Below are 21,004 nucleotides of genomic sequence, written 5' to 3' on the forward strand. Positions count from 1 at the left end.
GGCAATCGACAACACTCGTGGTATCCGATACCCGGGGTACTGGGTATTTGCGCACAGTTAGGCGCCTATCGTGGTAGTTGCGCGCGCTCTCACAACAGGAAAGACCCACCATGACTGATGTCGTGATCCCCACTACCGAAACAGCTGAATCCGGGGAATCGCCGGCACCCAAGCCGCCGGTTCATACCCGCGCCGTCATCATCGGGACCGGGTTCTCCGGTCTGGGCATGGCCATCGCGCTGCAGAAGCAGGGCGTGGACTTCGTCATCTTGGAGAAGGCCGACGACGTCGGCGGTACCTGGCGAGACAACAGCTACCCGGGCTGCGCCTGCGACATCCCGTCGCATTTGTACTCGTTCTCGTTCGAGCCCAAGCCGGACTGGCGCAACCCGTTCTCCTATCAACCCGAAATTTGGGACTACCTCAAGGGAGTCACCGAAAAGTACGGATTACACCGCTACATCGAATTCAATTCCCTGGTCGATCGCGGCTACTGGGACGACGAGGAGTGTCGCTGGCACGTCTTCACCGCCGATGGCCGCGAATACGTTGCCCAGTTCTTGGTCTCGGGGGCCGGCGCACTGCATATCCCATCCCTCCCGGACATCGAGGGCCGTGATGAATTTGCCGGGCCCGCGTTCCACTCCGCGGAGTGGGATCACAGCGTCGATCTCACCGGCAAGCGGGTGGCCATCATCGGCACCGGCGCCAGCGCGATCCAGATCGTGCCGGAGATCGTTGACAAAGTGGCCGAACTTCATCTCTACCAACGCACTCCGCCCTGGGTGGTGCCGCGCTCCAACCCCGAACTCCCGCCAGCACTGCGCCGGGCCATGGAGAACGTCCCGGGGCTACGCGCCCTGGTGCGCCTGGGCCTGTACTGGGCGCAGGAGGCGCTGGCCTACGGCATGACCAAGCGGCCGAACATGCTGAAAGTTGTTGAGGCTTACGGTAAGTACAACATTCGCCGCTCGGTGAAGGATGGTGAGTTGCGCCGCAAGCTGACCCCGCACTATCGCATCGGTTGCAAACGCATCCTGAATTCGTCCAGCTACTACCCGGCCGTCGCGAACCCGAAGACCGAGCTGATCATCGACGGCATCCGCCGAATCACGCGCAACGGGATTGTCACCGCCGATGACACCGAACGCCCGGTCGACGTGATCGTCTATGCCACCGGGTTCCACGTCACCGACTCCTACACCTATGTGCAGATCAAGGGTCGGCACGGTGAGGATCTGGTGGATCGGTGGAACCGCGAGGGCATCGGGGCGCACCGCGGTATCACCGTGGCCGATGTCCCCAACCTGTTTTTCCTGCTGGGTCCCAACACCGGCCTGGGACACAACTCGGTGGTGTTCATGATCGAGTCCCAGATCCACTACGTCGCCGATGCGATCGCCAAGTGCGACAAGAGGGGGGCCCAGGCGCTGGCGCCGACCCGCGAAGCGCAGGACCGATTCAACGAGGAACTGCAACGAAAGCTGGCCGGCTCGGTGTGGAACAGCGGTGGTTGCCGCAGCTGGTACCTCGACGAGCACGGTAGGAACACCGTGCTATGGGGCGGCTACACCTGGCAGTACTGGATGGGCACCCGGTCGGTCAAGCCGCAGGAGTACCAGTTCTTCGGGGTCGGCAGCAAGCCCCGCCGGGCTGCGGCGTCAGCGGCTGAGTAGCTCCGCGAAGGCCGTTGCGGCCGCGTCTACCCCGGCATCGTCGTCGGTGGCGACCAGGTCCAGCAACAGACCACGGATCACCGCCAGCCCGAGGCGCACCATAGCCGCATCGACCGCGCCTTGGGCGACGGCGTCGGCTTCGGCCAGCCAGTTGTTGACCGCGCCGGGGACCATTTGAGCGAACGGCTTTTCGCCTTGTGCGGCGCGGGAGTAACACTCGAAGAAGAGACGTTCTAGCTGGCGCAGTTCGGGCCGGCGAACATCGGCCCACATGGCGGCGAAGCTGTGCGCGGGGCTCGTCGGCAAATCAGGCATCAGGCCCATCTGTCGGCGCTCGACCTCGTCGACCACCGCCACCAGCAGATTCTCTCGAGATCCGAAGTGGTGCAGCAGCATTCGATGGCTGGTGCCGACCGCGGTCGCGACGTCGCGCAGCGATCGGTCACCGACGCCATGTGCGGCGAAGTTCGCAACCAGCGCGTCCAGTAGTTGCCGACGCCGCTGCAGGTCAGGCGTGCGCGCCACCGGCGCGCCTGAGCTCTTCGGCCCTGTCCTTGAGGCCGTTGGCTTCCAGGTCGAGGTAGCGCTTGGTCATGTTGGCCATCAGCCGGCCGACGAGGGCGCCGAGTATGCCGCGCTGGTCGAGTCGCTGGCGCACCAGCGTGCGGCCGCCAGGCTGCGGGATGACGTCGTGGCGAGCGCGCGCCAGCGCGCCCGGGGAGCGCTGTTCCCACGTCCAGGAGACACCCGGATCGATCTCGGTGACCGTCCAGACCAGTTTGGCCATGCGGGGTTGCTTGATTTCGAACCGTTTGCCAGACGCCAGGGCCGGCCCGTCCAGCCCAACCAGCGAGGTCACCGATGCGGTCCATTCGGGCCACCGTTCAACGTCGCTGAAAACCGCCCAGACGGTTTCCGGTGGCGCATCGATCTCAACACTGTGCCCGGTAATCATGTACCAAATGGTACATATCGCATGGGGTTCTGCCTAGACCTCACCGGCGGCCGTCGGATGCTGGGCACGCTGGCATACTCGACCGAACCGGCGCAGCAGGATATTCCCCGCCGGGGCATGGCCCAGGACGCCGACCGCGAGCCGATCGCGGATCCCTTGATGTGCCGGTGCGGTCGCGCGGGCACCTTTGAGGTCGCGGTACCCGGCCCCGGCCCGCAGGCGGCGATGACGGCGTCGCTGACGCCGGCGCGGGCGCGTCCTGAATCGACCACCGCCAGCCCGCGCGGTCGCTGCGAGGGCGGCGTCCACCAGACTCCCATCGCCAGCACTTCGGGGCTCGAGCGGTAACCGGACAATGTGGCCTGGGTGAGATGGCGGGCGCCGAGGATGCGCGCGATGAAGCGGCTTCTGGAGTCGACCTGTATCCCAGGTATGGGGCCGAGCACGCGGTGCGGGGCGGCCACCAACGCGGCGCCCCATGCCCCCCGGAGCACTTCGATGCTGCGGTGCCGTGTGGCCGGACGTGTCGTCATCGTCGTTGTGTCCTCCGCCTACGGCGCCTTCCGGTATTGTTCTGCCCCCGCGGCCACGGTCATGCCGTGGCCGGGTCGGGACAGATCTAGCCGAAGCTGTCCGTCAGCGGCGCGGGGTACACCGTTGAAAAGCCTTGGTTCCAACCGGGTGTGGTCGATGAAGTATTCGATGTGGCGCAGGTGTGGGATCGCGGCGGCGACCGGCGCGTGCAAGGCCGGTGCACAGTGCGCCGAAACCTCGAGATTGTGGGCGGCCGCGATAGACGCGGCGGCCAGCCACCCGCTGTAGCCGCCGCAGCGGGTGACGTCGAGTTGGAGGCAGTCGACCACGGGTGCCAGGCGCCGGGCGTCGTGGCTGTCGGCGACGTACTCGCCTGCGGCGATGTCGCAGCCCAGGCAATCGCGCAGCCTACCCAGGCCATCGGCGTCGTCGCTGCTGACGGGCTCTTCGAACCAGGACACACCGAGGTCGTCCAGGGCGGCGCCGATACGCCTGGCCTGAGCGCATGTGAAGGCGCCGTTGGCGTCCACCATGAGCTGCACCCCGTCGCCGGCCATGTCGCGGAGCTGGTTGACCCGCTTGAGGTCTCGTTCAATTTTGCTACCCCAGTCCTGGCCGATCTTGATTTTCATCGCGGTACACCCGATTTGTTGCCAAAAGTGGACCTGTTCGGCCAGCCGCTGGTATTCGAGGTCGACGAAGCCTCCGGACCCGTAGATAGGTACCGCGGACCGGCAGCGGCCGAAGAGGATAGCAAGGGGCGTGTCCAGCAGGCGGGCTTTGAGGTCCCACAGCGCGATGTCGACGGCGCTGAGCGCCTGCATGATCAGTCCGCGAGTGCCGTAGTTTCGGCAGGCCCGATGCATGGCCGCCCATGCGCCGCCGACGTCGGCGGGGTCACGGCCGGTGACGACATCGCACAGGTTTCCGTTGACAACCTCCGCGGCCGCCGGCGAGCTGTAGGTCCAGCCCAGCCCCGTGGCCTCTGCGGCGTGTACCCGAACAACCACCGCTGTGGTGGCGTCCCACTGCAGCGTGCCGTCGGCCTCGGGTTGGGCGGTGGGCACCGTGTAGGTCTCCACATCGACCTGATCTATTGTGCGCGAATTCATAACGCCCTATTCAAGATCGGCTGGCGTGGCGGGTCATTAGGTCGGCGGCTCGGGCCGCCAGCGCCATGATGGTCAGGGCCGGGTTGGCGGCACCCTGAGTGGGCATCACGCTGCCGTCGACGACATAGAGTCGGTCCACCCCAAACACTCGGTGGTGGGCGTCAATGACGCCGTCTTCGGGGCGCAGCGCCATCCGGGCCCCTCCGACGAGGTGGGCGTACCGCTCGATGGCGATGACCTCCTGAGCGCCGGCGGCGCGAAGGATGTCCGACATGACGTCGCGTGCCGCGGCGATAATTCGTTTGTCGTTGTCGCACTGGCTGTATGTGAAATGCGCGACGGGCAGGCAGTGGCGATCGGCCTCGTCGGCCAGGGTGACGCGATTGCCGGGCAGGGGCAGCAGTTCGCACAGTGCGCCCAGGGTGGCCCAATGAATGTAGTCGCGCATGTACTCGCGCAGCGTCTCCCCCCAATGTCCCTGGGCGCCAACATGTTCGGCCCAGGTAATCGGCAGCGGGCTCACCGTCTGGATGGAATAGCCACGACGATATGCTTTGGTGGTGTCGGTTTCGTAGAACTGCTCGCTGCTGACTTCCGGCGGTGGCGACTTGTACATCCGCACCTCGTCGTCGAAACGCCCGGCAACCTGCGGGGCGCCTTGCACCATCAGGTGGCGGCCGAGCTGGTCGTGGTCATTGCCCAACCCATCGCGGTAACGATCTGTGGCCGACAACAACAACAGCCGCGGCGTCTCGATCGAATAGCCGGCCACCACCACCGACCGGGCCCGTTGCCGGTAGGCCACTCCACTGCGCAGATACTCGACTCCAGTGGCGCGCCCGGCGTCGTCGTCCACCAGGACGCGGGTGACATGCGAGTCCGCGCGGATCTCCGCGCCGTGGGCCAGGGCATCGGGGATGTGGGTGATCAGCGGGCTGGCCTTGGCGTTGACTTTGCAGCCCTGCAGGCAAAATCCGCGGTAGATGCAGTGCGGCCGGTTGCCGAAGCGCCCGTTCGGGATCGCGACGGGGCCGACGCGCATGTCGATACCGAGTGCCTCGGCGCCGCGCAGCGCAACTAGGCCGTTGCCGCTGACCGGATGGGGGCTGTGGGGATACCGGTGTGGCTCGCCCCACGGCCAATCCTGGCCGGCGACCGGCAGTTCGGCTTCGATCTGGGCGTAGTACGGGCGCAGGTGGGCGTATTCGATCGGCCAGTCCGCACCGACCCCATCGGCGCTCGACGTGTGGAAGTCCGACGGGTGAAAACGCGGAGTGTAGCCCGCGTAATGCACCATGGAACCGCCGACACCTCGCCCGGAATTGTTGGATCCCAGCGGGACGGGATTGGCGCCGCCGATTTGGCGCGGATCGGTCCAGTACAGACCGTGTGACCCGCGTTCGTCGCTCACCCAGTCGGTGTCGGGGTCCCAGAAAGGCCCGGCATCGAGGATGACCACCGACCAGCCGGCGCGGGCCAGCCGCTGGCCAAGGGTCGCCCCTCCGGCACCGGCGCCGACGATGACCACGTCGACCTCGTCTTGCGGTCGGTACCTGCGCATGTCGGCGCGCAGCCGGTGGTTGGCGCGCGATCCGTCATTGGGGATCAGCCAGGCGGATTCGTTGCGCGAACGTAAGGTTGTTGCCGTCTCACGCATTAGCGTTGGGTAGGTCGTCGTCGGCCCGCCGGGCCTGTTCCACGCGTGCTGCGAACGGGACCGGATCCGCGCCGTTGCGATCCGGTATCTCGAAGCTTTCCCGGGCGTTGATGCCCGGATTGAGATATCCGCGAGGATAGGCGGGTCCGGTAAAGCCGATCTCGTTCCACGCCCACGGGTGCGAGTAGAAGGCGGTGCAGGCGTAGCGGGTCCACAGACTCCAGACGTGCGCGGCAGCGAAGTCGTGCCAGGAACGGCCGGCGTCGGCAAGGTGCTGGACGTCCTGCAACAGTCTGGCCTGCCGAGGTCTGGCGAGCTCGGCATAGCCGACGCCGTAGCGATCGCGCGCATCGTTGTCCAGGCCCGCCAGGGTCGCGCGCCAGGCCTGTCCGTCTTCGGGCATGTCGTCGTAGTGCCAGCCGTCGGTTTCCCCGATCGATAGGCGGTCGTCGATGAGCGCGAGGACCGGCACTCGGGGATCTCGGTCCTGCGCGAGCAGCAGATCGAGCATCGGGGCCGCCACCGCCACTTCGGTCGGTGTGAAAAATGACAGCATCTTGGGCAGCGCCAGGCGCGCCAGTATCACTCCGGCGGTCACCTGATCCCACGACTCGACGCGATCCAGGACGTCGAATCCGGGAAATCTGCCCCGATCCTGAGGTGTGATCGCGTGCCGGCCCGGCGGGTGAAACGGCATCAGTGCGTTGCTCCCGTCTTGAGCAGCTCGAGATCCTCGCGACGCAGCAACGCGGCCAGTAGCCCCATGCCGCCGACGAGGGACGCCAGCAGGGGTGCGAATGCGGGCGGACCGGATTCCATGTTGTATTTGGTCAGGCCGCCCGGACGCTGGCGGACTCCCCGCAGGTGTAGGTAGGTGCCTTGGAGGCCGTTGGCGACAATCAGGGCGCTGGCGGCGGGCAGGATGGTGTGCGCCGCACGCCGGGAGAAGAACCCGGCAAGGCCAGCGGGCACGGCCGTGGGCACGATAACGACCGGCCAGTACATCATCTTGTTGCCGAAGCTGGCCGCGTCGTGGGACAGATAGATCTCCGCGGTGGTCACCGCGGCTCCGGCGGCGGTCAGCGCCGCAAGGGTGCGTTCGAATTTGCCGGTGCGGATCGCATGGACCGCGGCGCTGAGCGGTTTCATGAACTCTCCTTTTTTTCGCCGGGCAGGAACTGCTGCAGTTTCTGCTTGACGCCCTGCTTGATGAACCCCTTCGAGTCCTCGTCGCCTCCCAGTACCGCCTCGACAAGCGACTTGGCCTGTTCGAAGGTGGCGTGCGGCGGTATGGGCGGTACGTCGGGATCGCAACGGACGTCCAGCACCGTGGGGCGGTCGGCGGCCAGCGCGCGGTCCCAGGCGGCGCCCAAAGCTGCGGCGTCGTCCAGGTTGTCCCCGTGCAGACCCAGGCTGCGCGCGAACGCGGCGTAGTCCACATCCGGAAGTTCCTGTGAAGCAACGAATTTTGGTGAATTCTCCATGGCTCGCATCTCCCAGGTGACCTGGTTGAGGTCGTTGTTGTGCAAGACGGCGACGATCAATCTCGGGTCCGACCATTGCCGCCAGTATTTCGCGATGGTGATCAGCTCGGCCATCCCGTTCATCTGCATCGCGCCATCCCCGACGAAGGCGATCGCGGGCCGTTCGGGATGGGCCCATTTCGCGCCGATCACATACGGCACCCCGGGGCCCATCGTGGCCAGCGTGCCTGACAGTGAACCACGCACTCCCGCAGGGAATTTTAAATGTCTTGCGTACCAGTTGGCCGAGGACCCGGAGTCCGCGGCGATGATGGCGTTGGTGGGCAGGCGCTCGGACAGCTCCCAGAAGAGCCGCATGGGGTTCAGTGGGTCCGCGTCGGTCATTGCGGTGCGTTGTACGGTGGTCCACCAGCGGTCCACATGTGCTTCGACCTGCTCGCGCCAGGACCGGTCAGACTTGCGCTTCAGCAGCGGAATCAGCGCTCGCAGAGTGGCTTTAGCGTCCCCGACGAGATTGAGCTCGTAGGGATAGCGCATCCCGATCCACTTACCGGAGCGGTCGATCTGCACGGCGCGGGCCTGGTCGAGGTCGGGCAGGAACTGCGTGTAGGGAAAGTTCGAGCCGATGGTGAGCAGGGTGTCGCAGTCTTGCATCAGATGCCAGCTGGCGGTGGTGCCCAGCAGCCCGATCGAGCCCGTCACCCATGGCAGATCGTCGGGCAGGACGTCTTTACCCAGCAGCGCTTTGGCTGCCCCGGCGCCGAGCAATTCGGCGACTTCGGTCAGTTCGGCGACGCAGCCGCGGGCGCCCTGACCGACCAGCATGGCGACCCTGTTGCCCTCATTGAGCAGCTCGGCGGCCTGGCGCACGGCGTCATCGTCGGGTACCACGCGGGCCCGTGAGATGCCCAGGCTGGACGGCACCTGCTTGAATGCGTGGGCAGGCGGCTCATACTTCAGCTCGAACACGTCCGAGGGCACGATGATCGCGGTCGGGGCACCCTCGCTGAGGGCCACCCGGATCGCGCGGTCGATCAGGTTGGGCAGCTGCTGCGGCACGGTGCACATGTGTACGTAGTCGCTACAGACATCCTTGAACAGGCTGAGCAGGTCTATCTCCTGCTGATAGGAACCGCCCATCGCCGAACGCTCGGTCTGCCCGACGATCGCCACCACCGGCACGTGGTCGAGCTTGGCGTCGTAGAGGCCGTTGAGCAGGTGCACCGCCCCCGGGCCGCTGGTAGCTACGCAGACTCCGACCTGCCCGGAGAACTTGGCGAAACCGACGGCCTCAAAAGCCGACATCTCCTCGTGGCGAGCCTGTACGAACTGAGGTTTGTCATCGGCGCGTTGCCACGCCGCCAACAAGCCGTTGATGCCGTCTCCGGGAAAGCCGAAGACCTGATGCACCCCCCACTCCCGCAGCCGGGCCAATAGAATATCGCTAACGGTATCGGGCATATCTCCTCCAAAGATGGTCATTCATAGGCATTTTCGATTGGTGAAATCAATTGCGGCGGAGTGTCCATGCCGCACCTCCGGCGGTAGCCGCCGCGCCGGCCACCGCCAAAGACATCGCACGTGGGTGTCGTGCCAGCCATAGCTGCGGGGAGTGGCTGCGTGACCTGTCGTCGAAATCGCCGTGGGCGCCGTGATCTTGGTCGACGTCGTCATCCCGCGGCTCCCAGAGGTTGCCCGAGCGGTCGGCGCTCGCCGGCTGGTCGGTCTGCTGCGAGGAATAGCCGGTCTTAGCCAGGTAGCGGTCCAGCAGTGCTGGCACCGCGCGCTGGCCCAGGATGGTGCCGACGGTGCTGGCGCCCACCCAATACTGCTTGCGTCGCGGGTGGTCGGCCGCGAATACCACCGCACGGGCGGCGATTTCGGGCTGATAGATCGGCGGCACTGGCTGTGGCCGGTGCGGCAGGCGCGACCGTACCCACGAGAACTGCGGGGTGTTCAGCGCCGGCATCTGCACGACGGTGAGGCGGATGTTGCTCTTTTCGTGGATTAGTTCGGTGCGCACCGATTCGGTGAACCCGTTGATGGCGTGTTTGGCACCGCAGTAGGCCGACTGCAGGGGAATGGCCCTGATGCCCAGTGCCGATCCGACCTGCACGACGGTGCCGGCATTGCGCGGCCGCATTCGAGAAAGTGCGGCCATGGTGCCGTAGACGAAGCCGAGGTAGCTGACCTCGGTGACTCGTTTGAACTCTTCGGGTGTGATCTCGGCGAACGGGGCGAACACCGAAGTGAAGGCGTCGTTGACCCACACGTCGATGGGGCCGAATCGCTCTTCGACCTGGGTCGCGGCCGAATCGACCTGGGTGTGGTCGGCGATGTCTACCGAGATGTAGGTGGCTTCGCCGCCAGCGGCCGTGACATCTGCTGCGGCGCCCCGCAGGCCGGCTTCGCCGCGGGCGAGCAAAGCGACGCGGTCGCCGCGAGCGCCGAATTCCCTTGCAGCGGCTCGTCCGATGCCTGCGCTGGCTCCGGTGATTACCACCGTGCGTGGTGCGGTCATGGATAACTCCTCCTGCGGTGATCGGCCAGTTGCGAGTCCGCACTGGCGGGTTGATGCGGCAGACGCAGCGAGCTTTCGATGAGCAGTGCGTGCACAAAGGCCTGTGGGATATTGCCGCGAAGCTGGCGTTGCACCTCGTCGTACTCTTCGCAATACAGGCCGGGTGGCCCGCAGGCCGCGCGGTGGCGCTCGAAATACCGTGTGGCCGAGATCATGTCGCCTTGTTGCTGATAGGCCAGGGCGGTCCAGAATCCGCACAGCAAAAACGCGCCTTCGGCCTGGTCCAGCGGTCGGTCGGCATGCCGGAACCGATGCACGTAGCCGTCATGTACCAGATCTGCGCATACCGCATCGAGCGTGGCGATGCTGCGCGGGTCATCGGCGGGCACTGCGCCCCGGATTGCCGGAATGAGCAGCGCGGCATCGACGCGCGGGTCGTCGGGTGCCCGCTGCCACCGGCCGCTCGGGTGCTGGCACTCTCTGGTGTCGGCCAGGATGGTGTCGGCCAGGGAACTCCAGGTGGCCGCATCGTGGTGGGCGGCATGTGCCGCGATGGCGCGCAGGCCCGCAACGCAGGTGAGTCGTGAGTGTGCCCAGCGCCGGGTGTCGAGTTCCCAGATCCCGGCGTCGGAATCCTGCCAGCGTTCGACGATGGCCGCGACGGCAGTGGTAACGGCCTGGTAGGCCTCGCTGTCGAGGTGGTCGTGGCGGCCGGCGGCGGCGAACAGCAGCAGTGCCTCACCGAGCGTGTCGAGCTGAAATTGGTCGCGGGCGTGGTTGCCGACCATGTCGCCGCCCCCCGGGTAGCCGGGGAGCCGCAGTGATCTTTCTTTGGGCACCGGACCTTCGTCAACGGTGTAGGCCGGCCGCAACTTCGGTCCGTCGGCCAGCAGCCGGCGCGACACGAATCCGACTGCGGAGTCTAGTAATTCGTGGGGCTCATCGACGGCGACCGCCTGCCCCGCGTAGCATTGATCGCGAATCCAGACGTACCGGTAGTCGTAGTTGCGGCCCTGCTCGGCCCGCTCCGGAAGGCTCATCGTCGCCGCGGCGACCATGCCCCCGCTGGGGCTGGTCAACCCCCGCAGGACGGCGTAGGAGTGCCGGGCATCACGGACCGCGATGCTCGAGCTCATCGGCGGGATGGCTCGTCTCCAATTGTCTTCGGTTCTGTCCCATAATGTTTGGGCGTCGAGTGGCCGCTCTTGCGACGGGGAGTCCGACAGTTCGGCGACGATGTCGTGGAAACCGCCCTCGGGTGCTTTCAGGCTGGCTTGCAGCGATTGGATGCCGCTGGACAGGCGGGTGGCCGTGGCGTCCGCGGCGCCGCGCAGCCGCATGCGTAGGTTGCCCACGTCCGCGTGCCAGCAACCCCGGTCATCGAGGGTGACCGCGGCCATGCCGTGGTGGCCGAATCCGGCGGCTGGGGCGAACAGTAACTCAGCGTGCGCGTCGCCCTGTACCGCCAGCAGGCGGCGCAGCAAGACCAATCGGCCCTGATCGCCCGGGTAGGCCAGCGCCTCGCGGCATTCGATGATGCTGTCGGTCGTCACCCAGCGGGAACGCCAGATCAGCGTGCCCTCCTCGTAGTGGCCGCCCCAGACATAGCGGTTGGACGGCGTGATGGAGAACACGCCGCGACCGCCCAACAGGGTGCTGAATACCGCGTCGTCGTCCCAGCGCGGTGCGCACATCCAGCTGATCTCGCCGCGCGGGCCGATCAGGGCACCGCGCGCGCCGTCGGCCAGCAGTGCGTACTCGCGTAACACGTGGGTAGTGCCGGCGGCAGCACCCATCAGGTGTGCTCCCGCTCCGGGGAAGTGTCTCGGGAACGTTGACCTGTTGGAACCCAGTCCGGACCCTCGAGATGGTCGGGAATCAGCCACATGCCGAGGCCGAAGTTGTAGCAGAACAGCACACCCCACAACACGATGGCGGCGGGGTCAAATCCCAGTGGTCCGGGACCGCTGCGGGTGCTGGCAATGGCATCGACGAACATCAACGACACCGCGCAGACGCTCGCTGCCGCCGTGAACAGCAGAGCGAGCCGGCGCCTCGAGGCGGCGACGGCGGCGGTCACCGCGATGCCGAGCAAGACCCAGCACAGGCCGGGTGTCACGGAGAGCCCGGCGACCGGGAACTGGGTGCGGGTGGGGGCGGCGACGTAGAACGCGATGAGTCCGGCCGCGCCGCAACTACTGGCCGCCACCGCTTCGGCGCCCAAAAACCACCGCACCTGGTGCCAGTGGTGTGGGTCGAGACTGACCCTGCGCAGGCTATAGGTTGCGGCCGGTGGTGGCCCCTTGGTGTCTCGTGCCATTGGTGGTGTCCTGTCTGAGTGCTGCGACGTCGATGTAGTAGGCATTTCCACTCGGACGATGCGCAAACATAAAATTGCTATCTGCATGATTTGCAAAACGGATGTAATCTGTTGGCTTCATGGAGGAGGATCCGACCGCGGCAACAACGCCATCGGACTTCGAGGGAGACGACTCGGACGGCGAATACGCGGCCGATTTGGAGCGCGCGACACGGGGGCTGTTGGCACTCAACGTCGTGGTCCTCGAGCAGATGGAGAAGCGGATCGGGCTGGCGCCGCTGCGCGCGCTGCAGTCTTTGCAACGCCTGGGGCCGAGCCTGGTCACCGAGCTGGGTGCGGACCTGGATCTGGTTCCATCGACTGCTAGCCGACTTAGCGATCGCCTGGCCGAAGCTGGCCTGATCACCCGCTCCGTTTCGCCGCGTAATAGGCGTGCCACCATCCTGGAGCTCACGGAGCTGGGGCGCTCGATTCTCGACGACCTCGTCTGCCAGCGGGTCAGCCTGATTCGGGCCGTTGCCGAGCAGATGACCACGGCGGAACGCGACGCGCTGCTAACCGCCGCCGCGGCGTTCAGCTCCGCCTACTACCACCTGACCGACACCTGACTGATACCTGACCGAGACCTGACCGATCAGCAATTCGCGGCCACGGGTGGCCGATAGGTCAAGGCCGACGTCGCGTCCCGGAGGCGCAATTGGCGACACGCGAACACAACTTGTTGTGTTGCGCCGCCTTGTCGGCCCCTAGGGGTAGTGTTTGTGGCCTAAGCAACACCGCCCATTAGTCCTGGTGAAGTGGAGTTCCTGTGACTGGAAATGCAAAGCTGATCGACCGCGTCTCAGCGATCAACTGGAACCGACTCCAAGACGAAAAGGACGCCGAGGTCTGGGATCGGTTGACCGGAAATTTCTGGCTACCCGAGAAGGTGCCGGTGTCCAACGACATCCCCTCATGGGGCACGCTGACCGCCAGTGAGAAGCAACTCACCATGCGGGTCTTCACCGGCCTGACCATGCTGGACACCATCCAGGGCACCGTCGGTGCGGTCAGCCTGATCCCCGACGCGCTGACTCCGCATGAGGAGGCGGTGCTCACCAACATCGCCTTCATGGAGTCGGTGCACGCCAAGAGCTACAGCCAGATCTTCTCCACCCTGTGCTCGACCGCCGAGATCGATGACGCGTTCCGGTGGTCGGAGGAAAACCCCAATCTTCAGCGCAAGGCCGAGATTGTGCTCGAGTACTACCGGGGCGATGATCCGCTCAAGCGCAAGGTGGCCTCGACGCTGCTGGAGAGCTTCCTGTTCTACTCGGGCTTCTACCTGCCGATGTATTGGTCGAGCCGGGCCAAGCTGACCAACACCGCCGACATGATCCGGCTGATCATTCGTGATGAGGCCGTCCACGGTTACTACATCGGCTACAAATTCCAGCGCGGACTGGCGTTGGTTGACGAGGTCAAGCGCGCCGAGCTCAAGGAGTACACCTACGAGCTGCTTTTTGAGCTGTACGACAACGAGGTTGAGTACACGCAGGATCTCTACGACGAGGTGGGGTTGACCGAGGACGTCAAGAAGTTCTTGCGTTACAACGCCAATAAGGCGCTGATGAACCTCGGCTATGAGGCGCTGTTCCCGCGTGATGAGACCGAAGTCAATCCGGCGATCCTCTCGGCATTGTCGCCCAACGCCGACGAGAACCACGACTTCTTCTCCGGCTCGGGGTCGAGCTACGTGATCGGCAAGGCCGTCGTCACCGAGGATGAGGACTGGGACTTCTAGGGCAACGAGGGCCGCGACTACGTGTGCGGACCGTGAACGGCGCATGAATTGTCCGCACGGTACGACGCCACGGTGGCGCGGGCGCGGTGCCTAACGTGACACTGGTGGGGTGGCGAAATTCCCCCCCTCTCACCCCCACTTTCTCCGGTCGGTGGTTCAGTGGCTGCAGGTCGGCTACCCCAACGGCGTTCCGGGTCCCGACCGGGTCCCGCTGCTCGCATTGCTGCGCAGCACACCGCTGACCGAGGAACAGATCCGGCAGGTGGTGCGCGACATCACCGCGGAGGGGTCAGCGGCCACGGCCAATGGCGTGATCAACCGCGATGAGATCGCGGAATTCATCACGGGCGTAACACACCACGACGCCGGGCCGGAGAACATCCAACGGGTTGCCGGCACGCTGGCCGCCGCCGGCTGGCCGCTGGCGGGCATCGACGTCAGCGCCGAGCCTCCCGATGAGGATGACGCCGAGGCGGCCGATCGGGTTGCCTCACAGCTGTGAGATGTCGATGACGAAGCGGTAGCGCACGTCGCTGGCCAGCACCCGCTCATAGGCTTCGTTGATGTAATTCGGCTCGATCAACTCGATCTCGGGAGTGACGCCGTGTTCGGCGCAGAAATTCAGCATCTCCTGGGTCTCGGCGATCCCGCCGATGTTCGACCCGGACAGGCTGCGTCGCATCAGCGCCAGGGCGAATGCCGGCACGTCCATGGGGTGCTCGGGGATGCCCAGCTCGACCAGTGTGCCGTCGACGTCGAGCAGATTCAGGTAATCGCCCATGTTCAGGTTCGCTGACACGGTATTGAGAATCAGGTCGAAGCTGCCGCGCAGCTTGCGGAAGGTGTCCGGGTCGGAGGTGGCGTAGTAGTGGTTGGCGCCCAGTCGTAACCCGTCTTCCATTTTCTTCAACGACTGGGACAGCACGGTCACCTCGGCGCCCATCGCCGCGCCCAACTTGACGCCCATGTGGCCCAGACCGCCCAGACCGATGATCGCGAGCCGGGTGTTGGGCCCGGCATTCCAGTGCCGTAGCGGCGAGTAGAGCGTGATGCCCGCGCACAGCAGCGGTGCTGCGGCGTCCAGCGGCAGGGCGTCGGGGATGCGTAAGACGTAGTTCTCGTCGACGACGATTGCCTGGCTGTAGCCACCCTGGGTGGGCTGGCCATCTTTGCCGACCGCGTTGTAGGTGAAGTTGGCTCCTGGCTTGCAATATTGCTCGATGCCGGCCAGGCAGCTGCTGCACTCGCGACAGGAATCCACGAAACAGCCGACGCCGACCCGATCGCCGACCTGGTATTTGGTTACGTCGGATCCCACCGCGGTCACCACGCCGGCGATCTCGTGGCCGGGCACCACGGGGTAATTCGGTGGCCCCCACTCCGCTTTGACGGTGTGGATGTCCGAGTGGCAGATCCCCGCGAATTTGATGTCAATCGCCACGTCATGCGGGCCGGGCTCGCGACGGTCAATCGTGGTTTTGGTCAGCGGCTCGGTCGCCGACGTGGCGGCGTATGCCGAAACAGTGCTCATAAGCGAATCCCTCTGAGGTTGGGTGGGCATGCAAAGCCATTGTAAAGATTAGCTAAGTTAAGTTCTTGGGTCAGCGTGGGCTCGGTCACCCACTGCTTAAGACCCGCTCACAGCGACCCCAGAGGCGAAGGGGTCGACGCTTCAGTTTATCGGCGCGTTGATCCAGCGCAGGTCGTTGACGATGCCCCGGGCGGCGATCAAACCCTCGCCGGTCTGCCATATCTCGTCGTTGACCACGAAGACCCGGTTATCGCGATTGGCCGATAGCTTGCGCCAGGGGGCACTGTCGAGGACGGCTGCCGCGCGCTCGGCGGCCGCAGTCGATGCGCAGGACACATAGATGATGTCGGCGTCGGCAGCGGAGAAGTCCGGCTCCTTGGCGAGGTCGGCATCGGTGGTGCCGATCTCGAGGTACGGCTTGTCGGTGAACCGCTGCGATGCCGGGCGATCCACGCCAACCGCGTTCAGCACGCTGGCCGGGAAGTTACTGGCCCCGTAAACCCGCATCGTGGTGGCGGTGAGCCGCACGATCGACGCCTGGAAATGGGTCGCGTCATGCTTGGTCCCCACCTGTCTGGCCCGCTGGGTGAATCCACTGAGCAAGGCCTCTACCGCGCCGCTGCGGGCGGTGGCGGCGCCGACACTGCGGAAGTTGTCCTCCCATGCGGCGCCGGGCGCGGCGGTGAACACCGTGGGGGCGATCGCTGCCAGCTGAGGGTACAGATTCGGCGTCAACGCCACCGAACCCAGGATCAGATCGGGATGAGCCGCCGCAACGGCGTTCAGGTCGGGGGCATTGCGGTTGCCCAGCCCGCGCAGGTCGTACACGGTCTGGCCCAGGTAGGACGGCTGGGTCGAGGAGCCGGCCGGCAGGGCCGCGCCGACTATCCGCGCTTGCAGGCCCAGCGCGCACAGCGCGTCCAGCTGGTCGCCGGAGAGCACCACGATGCGCTGCGGCTCGGCTGGCACTTGGGCCGTGTCCGGTTCGACGCCCGCGACGTTGCGCGCCGGCCGAGTAGCGGGCCCCGGATCGGCCGCGGCCGCATCGCGCGCGCACGACTCGTCGGGCTTGCGATCGTTTCCCAAAACCCCGGCCCCCGCGATTTGGGTGGTGGGGGTCACCACCGTGCGAGCCGATTTCGCGGCGGGCCGACTGCCGCCGCAGCCGGCGCACGTGAGGATCAAGACGGCCAGCGATGCGACCGCCAAAGCCCGTCGCATCCGGTTCCTTTGCACGCGTTCGACGTTAACATCCGCCCAGTTGCAGGCGGTCTGCCCGAGCGGCCGGGCACCACCCGCCCGGCATTTACGACAGTTTGTAGGACCAGCCCTGACGGCCGCCTGATCGGGGGCTAAGATTCCACTCAGTGTTGCGTACTGCGGCCCTGCCCGTCGTGGATGTTTGGAGGAGCTGTTGACAGCCGAAGCGCCCCCTTTGGGAGAACTCGAGGCCATCCGCCCGTATCCGGCCCGCATGGGACCCAAGGGGAACCTGGTCTACAAGCTGCTCACCACCACCGATCACAAGGTGATCGGCATCATGTACACCGTCACCTGCTTCGTCTTCTTCTTTGTGGGCGGCCTGCTGGCGTTGTTGATGCGGACCGAGCTGGCCGCGCCCGGCCTGCAGTTCCTGTCCAATGAGCAGTTCAACCAGCTGTTCACCATGCACGGCACGATCATGCTGTTGTTCTACGCAACGCCAATCGTGTTCGGCTTTGCCAACCTGGTGCTGCCGCTGCAGATCGGCGCCCCCGACGTGGCGTTCCCGCGGTTGAACGCCTTCTCGTATTGGCTGTTCCTATTCGGCGCCACGCTGGGTATGGCCGGCTTCATCACCCCGGGTGGGGCCGCCGATTTCGGCTGGACCGCCTATACCCCGCTGACCGACGCCATCCACTCACCCGGCCCCGGCGGCGACCTGTGGATCATCGGCTTGATCGTCGCCGGTCTGGGCACCATCCTCGGCGCCGTCAACATGATCACCACCGTGGTCTGTATGCGTGCGCCCGGCATGACGATGTTTCGGATGCCGATCTTCACCTGGAACATCATGGTGACATCCATCCTGATTCTGATCGCGTTCCCGCTGCTGACAGCGGCGCTGTTCGGGCTGGCCGCCGACCGTCACTTGGGCGCCCACATCTATGACCCGGCCAACGGCGGTGTGCTGCTGTGGCAGCACCTGTTCTGGTTCTTCGGCCATCCCGAGGTCTACATCATTGCGTTGCCGTTCTTCGGGATTGTCAGCGAGATTTTCCCGGTGTTCTCGCGTAAGCCGATCTTTGGCTACACCACGCTGGTCTATGCGACGTTGTCCATCGCCGCGCTGTCGGTGGCGGTGTGGGCACACCACATGTTCGCGACAGGTGCAGTTCTGCTGCCGTTCTTTTCGTTCATGACCTATCTGATCGCGGTGCCGACCGGGATCAAGTTCTTCAACTGGATCGGCACGATGTGGAAGGGGCAGTTGACCTTCGAGACGCCGATGCTGTTTTCCATCGGCTTCTTGGTCACCTTCCTGCTGGGTGGCCTGACCGGTGTGCTGCTGGCCAGCCCGCCGTTGGACTTCCACGTGACCGATAGCTATTTCGTGGTCGCGCACTTCCACTACGTGCTGTTCGGCACCATCGTGTTCGCTACCTTCGCCGGCACCTACTTCTGGTTCCCCAAGATGACCGGCCGGCTGCTCGACGAACGTTTGGGCAAGCTGCACTTCTGGCTGACGTTCATCGGGTTCCACACCACCTTCCTGGTGCAGCACTGGCTCGGTGACATGGGTATGCCCCGTCGCTACGCGGACTACTTATCCACCGACGGCTTCCAGCCACTCAACGTCGTCTCGACGATCGGGGCATTCATCCTGGGAGTGTCGATGTTCCCGTTCGTCTGGAATGTGTTCAAGAGCTGGCGTTACGGCGAGGTCGTCACCGTCGACGACCCATGGGGCTACGGCAACTCGCTGGAGTGGGCGACCAGTTGCCCGCCGCCGCGGCACAACTTCACCGAGCTGCCACGCATTCGCTCGGAGCGCCCGGCCTTCGAGTTGCACTACCCGCACATGGTGGAGCGGCTTCGCGCCGAGGCTCACGTGGGTCGTGACCACGGTCCGAAGGGCAGCGACGTCGCCAAGGTGGACGACGTAGGCGTTTCCTCCTGATGGCTTGGATGGGCGGCAGCCGCGGGTGACCGCGTCACCCAAAGTGTCGGTGCTGATCACGGTCACCGGCATCGATCAGCCGGGTGTGACATCTGCGCTTTTCGAGGTGCTCGCCAAGCACGGTGTCGAGCTGCTCAACGTCGAACAGGTCGTGATCCGTGGCCGTCTCACGCTGGGTGTCCTGGTGTCCTGTCCGCCGGAGGTCGCCGACGGTCCCGGGTTGCGTGGCGATGTCGAGTCCGCCATCCACGAGGTGGGACTGGATGTGACGGTCGAGCGCAGCGCCGACGTGCCCGTCATCCGGCAGCCGTCGACTCACACCATTTTCGTGCTGGGCCGCCCGGTCACCGCCCGCGCTTTCGGCGCGGTGGCCAAGGAAGCGGCCTCATTGGGCGTCAACATCGACTTCATCCGCGGCGTCTCCGACTATCCGGTGACCGGCCTGGAACTACGGGTCTCGGTGCCCGACGGGGTCTACGATCCGTTGCAGGTGGCCCTGACGCGGGTGGCCGCCGATGAGGGCGTCGATGTAGCCGTCGAGGACTACGGCTTGGCCTGGCGCACCAAACGACTCATCGTGTTCGACGTCGACTCGACGTTGGTTCAGGGAGAGGTCATCGAAATGCTGGCGGCTCGAGCGGGCGCCGAGGGTGCGGTCGCGGCGATTACCGAGGCAGCGATGCGCGGCGAGTTGGATTTCGCGGAGTCGCTACACCAGCGGGTGGCCACGTTGGCCGGATTGCCCGCCACGGTGGTCGACGATGTCGCCGCCCAGCTGCAACTTATGCCCGGTGCCCGGACCACCCTTCGTACCTTGCAGCGGTTGGGTTTTCGCTGCGGGGTCGTCTCCGGTGGCTTCCGGCGGATCATCGAGCCCCTCGCGCAGGAGCTGAACCTGGACTTCGTCGCCGCCAACGAGCTGGAGATCGTCGACGGGATTCTCACCGGTCGCGTCGTTGGCCCCATTGTTGATCGGCCGGGTAAAGCGGCGGCGCTGCGTGACTTCGCGGAGCTTTTTGCGGTGCCGATGGAGCAAACCGTCGCGGTTGGCGACGGTGCCAACGACATCGACATGCTCGCCGCCGCGGGCCTGGGCATCGCGTTCAACGCCAAGCCCGCGTTGCGCGCGGTGGCCGACGCGTCCTTAAGCCATCCCTACCTGGATACCGTGCTGTTTCTCCTTGGCGTCACCCGCGGTGAGATCGAAGCCGCCGACACCGTCGACGGTGTAATGCGCCGCGTCGAAATTCCCGAGGAATAGCCCCCACCTGAGCCGGGGTGCCGCGCGGCGGCCGAGCAGACGCAGAATCGCATCAAAATCTTCGATTTTGTGCGATTCTGCGTCTGCTCGCGGGGGGCGCGCGAGCACAATGCCTGATAAAGTTTTCAATTGCTAAATTGATGGAACTTTAAGCGAGGTCGGGTGTCGGAGCCGCTGTACAAGCTCAAGGCCGAGTTCTTCAAGACTCTCGGGCACCCGGCTCGGGTGCGGATTCTCGAGCTGCTGTCCGAGCGCGACCACACGGTTGCCGAGCTGTTGCCCGAAGTGGGGTTGGAGTCGTCGAACCTGTCCCAGCAGCTGGGCGTGCTGCGCCGGGCGGGGGTGGTGACGGCGAGCAAGGACGGCAATACGGTGATCTACTCGATCACGTCGCCCCTGATCGCTGAACTAATGGCCGTCGCGCGCCGCGTGCTGACCGGAATGCTCAGCGGCCAGGTCGCGATGCTCGAGGATCTGCGCGCCGGCCGCGCGGGCGCGGACAACTAGGGACGCACTCATGGGGTGGATCAGCAGAATCGTGCGGATGGGTCGGCTGGCCGAACCGCTGGGGGAGGGTCCGGCACCGGCGGTCGCACCGCCGACAGGAGTGCACGGGTCGTTGCAGGTGCGCCACGTCGATGCGGGTTCCTGCAACGGCTGCGAGGTGGAAATCTCCGGGGCATTCGGGCCGGTTTATGACGCCGAGCGATTCGGTGCCCGCCTGGTGGCCTCGCCGCGGCACGCGGACGCGCTGCTCGTCACCGGCGTGGTAACCCGGAATATGGCCCAACCACTGCGCAATACCTTGGCGGCTACGCCGCAACCGTGCGTGGTCATCGCCTGCGGTGACTGCGCGTTGAACCGCGGCGTGTTTGCCGACGCGTACGGGGTGGTGGGTGCGGTCCGCGAGGTGGTTCCAGTTGACGTCGAGGTTTCCGGTTGTCCGCCCACGCCCGACCAGGTGGTTGCTGCCCTGCGGTCGGTGACAGGGCGGTGACGCCAAGTCCGGC

Annotated in this window: 21 protein-coding genes; 9 read left to right on the forward strand and 12 right to left on the reverse strand. The window is 65.5% G+C overall.

The window, feature by feature from the left end:
* Nucleotides 1-110: 110 nt before the first annotated feature.
* Nucleotides 111-1,676: a flavin-containing monooxygenase gene (locus tag MB901379_RS06980; RefSeq protein ID WP_158015949.1), complete on the forward strand. Its 1,566-nt coding sequence runs from the start codon at nucleotides 111-113 to the stop codon at nucleotides 1,674-1,676.
* Here the strand turns inward: MB901379_RS06980 and MB901379_RS06985 are convergent.
* Together MB901379_RS06985 and MB901379_RS06990 are read right to left on the reverse strand one after the other, a co-directional pair.
* On the reverse strand, nucleotides 1,662-2,201 hold the full coding sequence (locus tag MB901379_RS06985; protein WP_158015950.1) for a TetR/AcrR family transcriptional regulator: 540 nt from the start codon (nucleotides 2,199-2,201) through the stop codon (nucleotides 1,662-1,664). The two genes, MB901379_RS06980 and MB901379_RS06985, sit on opposite strands and share 15 nt — an antisense overlap.
* Nucleotides 2,185-2,631, reverse strand: coding sequence for an SRPBCC family protein (locus MB901379_RS06990; protein WP_158015951.1), 447 nt, complete (start codon nucleotides 2,629-2,631; stop codon nucleotides 2,185-2,187). The genes MB901379_RS06985 and MB901379_RS06990 overlap by 17 nt, the downstream gene beginning before the upstream one ends.
* A 21-nt stretch (nucleotides 2,632-2,652) precedes the next feature.
* Here MB901379_RS06990 and MB901379_RS06995 point away from each other — a divergent pair, with 21 nt between their 5' ends.
* Entirely contained in the window at nucleotides 2,653-2,979 is a 327-nt protein-coding gene (locus MB901379_RS06995; protein WP_158015952.1) for a hypothetical protein, read from the forward strand.
* 203 nt (nucleotides 2,980-3,182) lie between these two features.
* Here MB901379_RS06995 and MB901379_RS07000 read toward each other — a convergent pair whose 3' ends face one another.
* From MB901379_RS07000 to MB901379_RS07035, 8 genes are all read right to left on the reverse strand, one after another.
* Nucleotides 3,183-4,277 (reverse strand): enolase C-terminal domain-like protein, encoded by a 1,095-nt coding sequence (locus tag MB901379_RS07000; RefSeq protein ID WP_158015953.1) that lies wholly within the window; start codon nucleotides 4,275-4,277, stop codon nucleotides 3,183-3,185.
* 10 nt (nucleotides 4,278-4,287) lie between these two features.
* Nucleotides 4,288-5,838, reverse strand: coding sequence for a GMC family oxidoreductase (locus MB901379_RS07005; protein WP_232022091.1), 1,551 nt, complete (start codon nucleotides 5,836-5,838; stop codon nucleotides 4,288-4,290).
* Between the two features lie 88 nt (nucleotides 5,839-5,926).
* Nucleotides 5,927-6,631, reverse strand: coding sequence for a gluconate 2-dehydrogenase subunit 3 family protein (locus MB901379_RS07010; RefSeq protein WP_158015955.1), 705 nt, complete (start codon nucleotides 6,629-6,631; stop codon nucleotides 5,927-5,929).
* A complete protein-coding gene (locus MB901379_RS07015) occupies nucleotides 6,631-7,083 on the reverse strand; it encodes a hypothetical protein (protein WP_158015956.1) in 453 nt (150 codons plus the stop codon). The genes MB901379_RS07010 and MB901379_RS07015 overlap by 1 nt, the downstream gene beginning before the upstream one ends.
* Entirely contained in the window at nucleotides 7,080-8,879 is a 1,800-nt protein-coding gene (locus tag MB901379_RS07020) for a thiamine pyrophosphate-requiring protein (RefSeq protein WP_158019010.1), read from the reverse strand. The genes MB901379_RS07015 and MB901379_RS07020 overlap by 4 nt, the downstream gene beginning before the upstream one ends.
* 46 nt (nucleotides 8,880-8,925) lie before the next feature.
* Entirely contained in the window at nucleotides 8,926-9,939 is a 1,014-nt protein-coding gene (locus MB901379_RS07025; protein WP_158015957.1) for an SDR family oxidoreductase, read from the reverse strand.
* Nucleotides 9,936-11,735: a glycoside hydrolase family 15 protein gene (locus tag MB901379_RS07030; RefSeq protein WP_158015958.1), complete on the reverse strand. Its 1,800-nt coding sequence runs from the start codon at nucleotides 11,733-11,735 to the stop codon at nucleotides 9,936-9,938. Before MB901379_RS07030 ends, MB901379_RS07025 begins: the two co-directional genes overlap by 4 nt.
* Nucleotides 11,735-12,259, reverse strand: a complete 525-nt coding sequence (locus MB901379_RS07035; protein WP_158015959.1) for a hypothetical protein — start codon at nucleotides 12,257-12,259, stop codon at nucleotides 11,735-11,737. The genes MB901379_RS07030 and MB901379_RS07035 overlap by 1 nt, the downstream gene beginning before the upstream one ends.
* A gap of 119 nt (nucleotides 12,260-12,378) precedes the next feature.
* On the opposite strand from MB901379_RS07035, the gene MB901379_RS07040 reads away from it, so the two are divergent.
* The 3 genes from MB901379_RS07040 (at nucleotide 12,379) to MB901379_RS07050 (ending at nucleotide 14,544) form a co-directional block, all read left to right on the forward strand.
* A complete protein-coding gene (locus tag MB901379_RS07040) occupies nucleotides 12,379-12,867 on the forward strand; it encodes a MarR family winged helix-turn-helix transcriptional regulator (RefSeq protein WP_158015960.1) in 489 nt (162 codons plus the stop codon).
* 200 nt (nucleotides 12,868-13,067) lie between these two features.
* The gene (nrdF, locus tag MB901379_RS07045; protein WP_158015961.1) at nucleotides 13,068-14,042 is read left to right on the forward strand and encodes a class 1b ribonucleoside-diphosphate reductase subunit beta; all 975 of its coding nucleotides are present in this window, start codon (nucleotides 13,068-13,070) and stop codon (nucleotides 14,040-14,042) included.
* A 109-nt stretch (nucleotides 14,043-14,151) separates the two neighbouring features.
* On the forward strand, nucleotides 14,152-14,544 hold the full coding sequence (locus tag MB901379_RS07050; protein ID WP_174237001.1) for a DUF3349 domain-containing protein: 393 nt from the start codon (nucleotides 14,152-14,154) through the stop codon (nucleotides 14,542-14,544).
* On the opposite strand, the gene MB901379_RS07055 is transcribed toward MB901379_RS07050, so the two are convergent.
* Both MB901379_RS07055 and MB901379_RS07060 read right to left on the reverse strand, forming a co-directional pair.
* The gene (locus tag MB901379_RS07055; protein ID WP_158015962.1) at nucleotides 14,533-15,573 is read right to left on the reverse strand and encodes an NAD(P)-dependent alcohol dehydrogenase; all 1,041 of its coding nucleotides are present in this window, start codon (nucleotides 15,571-15,573) and stop codon (nucleotides 14,533-14,535) included. The genes MB901379_RS07050 and MB901379_RS07055 overlap by 12 nt on opposite strands.
* A gap of 141 nt (nucleotides 15,574-15,714) precedes the next feature.
* The gene (locus MB901379_RS07060; RefSeq protein WP_158015963.1) at nucleotides 15,715-16,794 is read right to left on the reverse strand and encodes an iron-siderophore ABC transporter substrate-binding protein; all 1,080 of its coding nucleotides are present in this window, start codon (nucleotides 16,792-16,794) and stop codon (nucleotides 15,715-15,717) included.
* A gap of 193 nt (nucleotides 16,795-16,987) precedes the next feature.
* Between MB901379_RS07060 and ctaD the strand changes: the two genes are divergently transcribed.
* The 4 genes from ctaD (at nucleotide 16,988) to MB901379_RS07080 (ending at nucleotide 20,991) form a co-directional block, all read left to right on the forward strand.
* On the forward strand, nucleotides 16,988-18,733 hold the full coding sequence (gene ctaD, locus MB901379_RS07065) for an aa3-type cytochrome oxidase subunit I (RefSeq protein WP_158015964.1): 1,746 nt from the start codon (nucleotides 16,988-16,990) through the stop codon (nucleotides 18,731-18,733).
* 25 nt (nucleotides 18,734-18,758) lie between these two features.
* Nucleotides 18,759-19,994 carry a phosphoserine phosphatase SerB gene (gene serB, locus MB901379_RS07070; protein WP_158015965.1) on the forward strand — a complete coding sequence of 412 codons (1,236 nt, stop codon included), beginning with the start codon at nucleotides 18,759-18,761 and terminating at the stop codon, nucleotides 19,992-19,994.
* Nucleotides 19,995-20,156: 162 nt separating this feature from the next.
* Entirely contained in the window at nucleotides 20,157-20,501 is a 345-nt protein-coding gene (locus MB901379_RS07075; protein WP_158015966.1) for an ArsR/SmtB family transcription factor, read from the forward strand.
* A gap of 10 nt (nucleotides 20,502-20,511) precedes the next feature.
* Nucleotides 20,512-20,991 carry an NADH-quinone oxidoreductase subunit B family protein gene (locus tag MB901379_RS07080; protein WP_158015967.1) on the forward strand — a complete coding sequence of 160 codons (480 nt, stop codon included), beginning with the start codon at nucleotides 20,512-20,514 and terminating at the stop codon, nucleotides 20,989-20,991.
* Nucleotides 20,992-21,004 lie beyond the last annotated feature (13 nt).

Origin of the sequence: Mycobacterium basiliense, assembly GCF_900292015.1 — a bacterium.
GTDB classification, from domain to species: Bacteria; Actinomycetota; Actinomycetes; order Mycobacteriales; family Mycobacteriaceae; genus Mycobacterium; species Mycobacterium basiliense.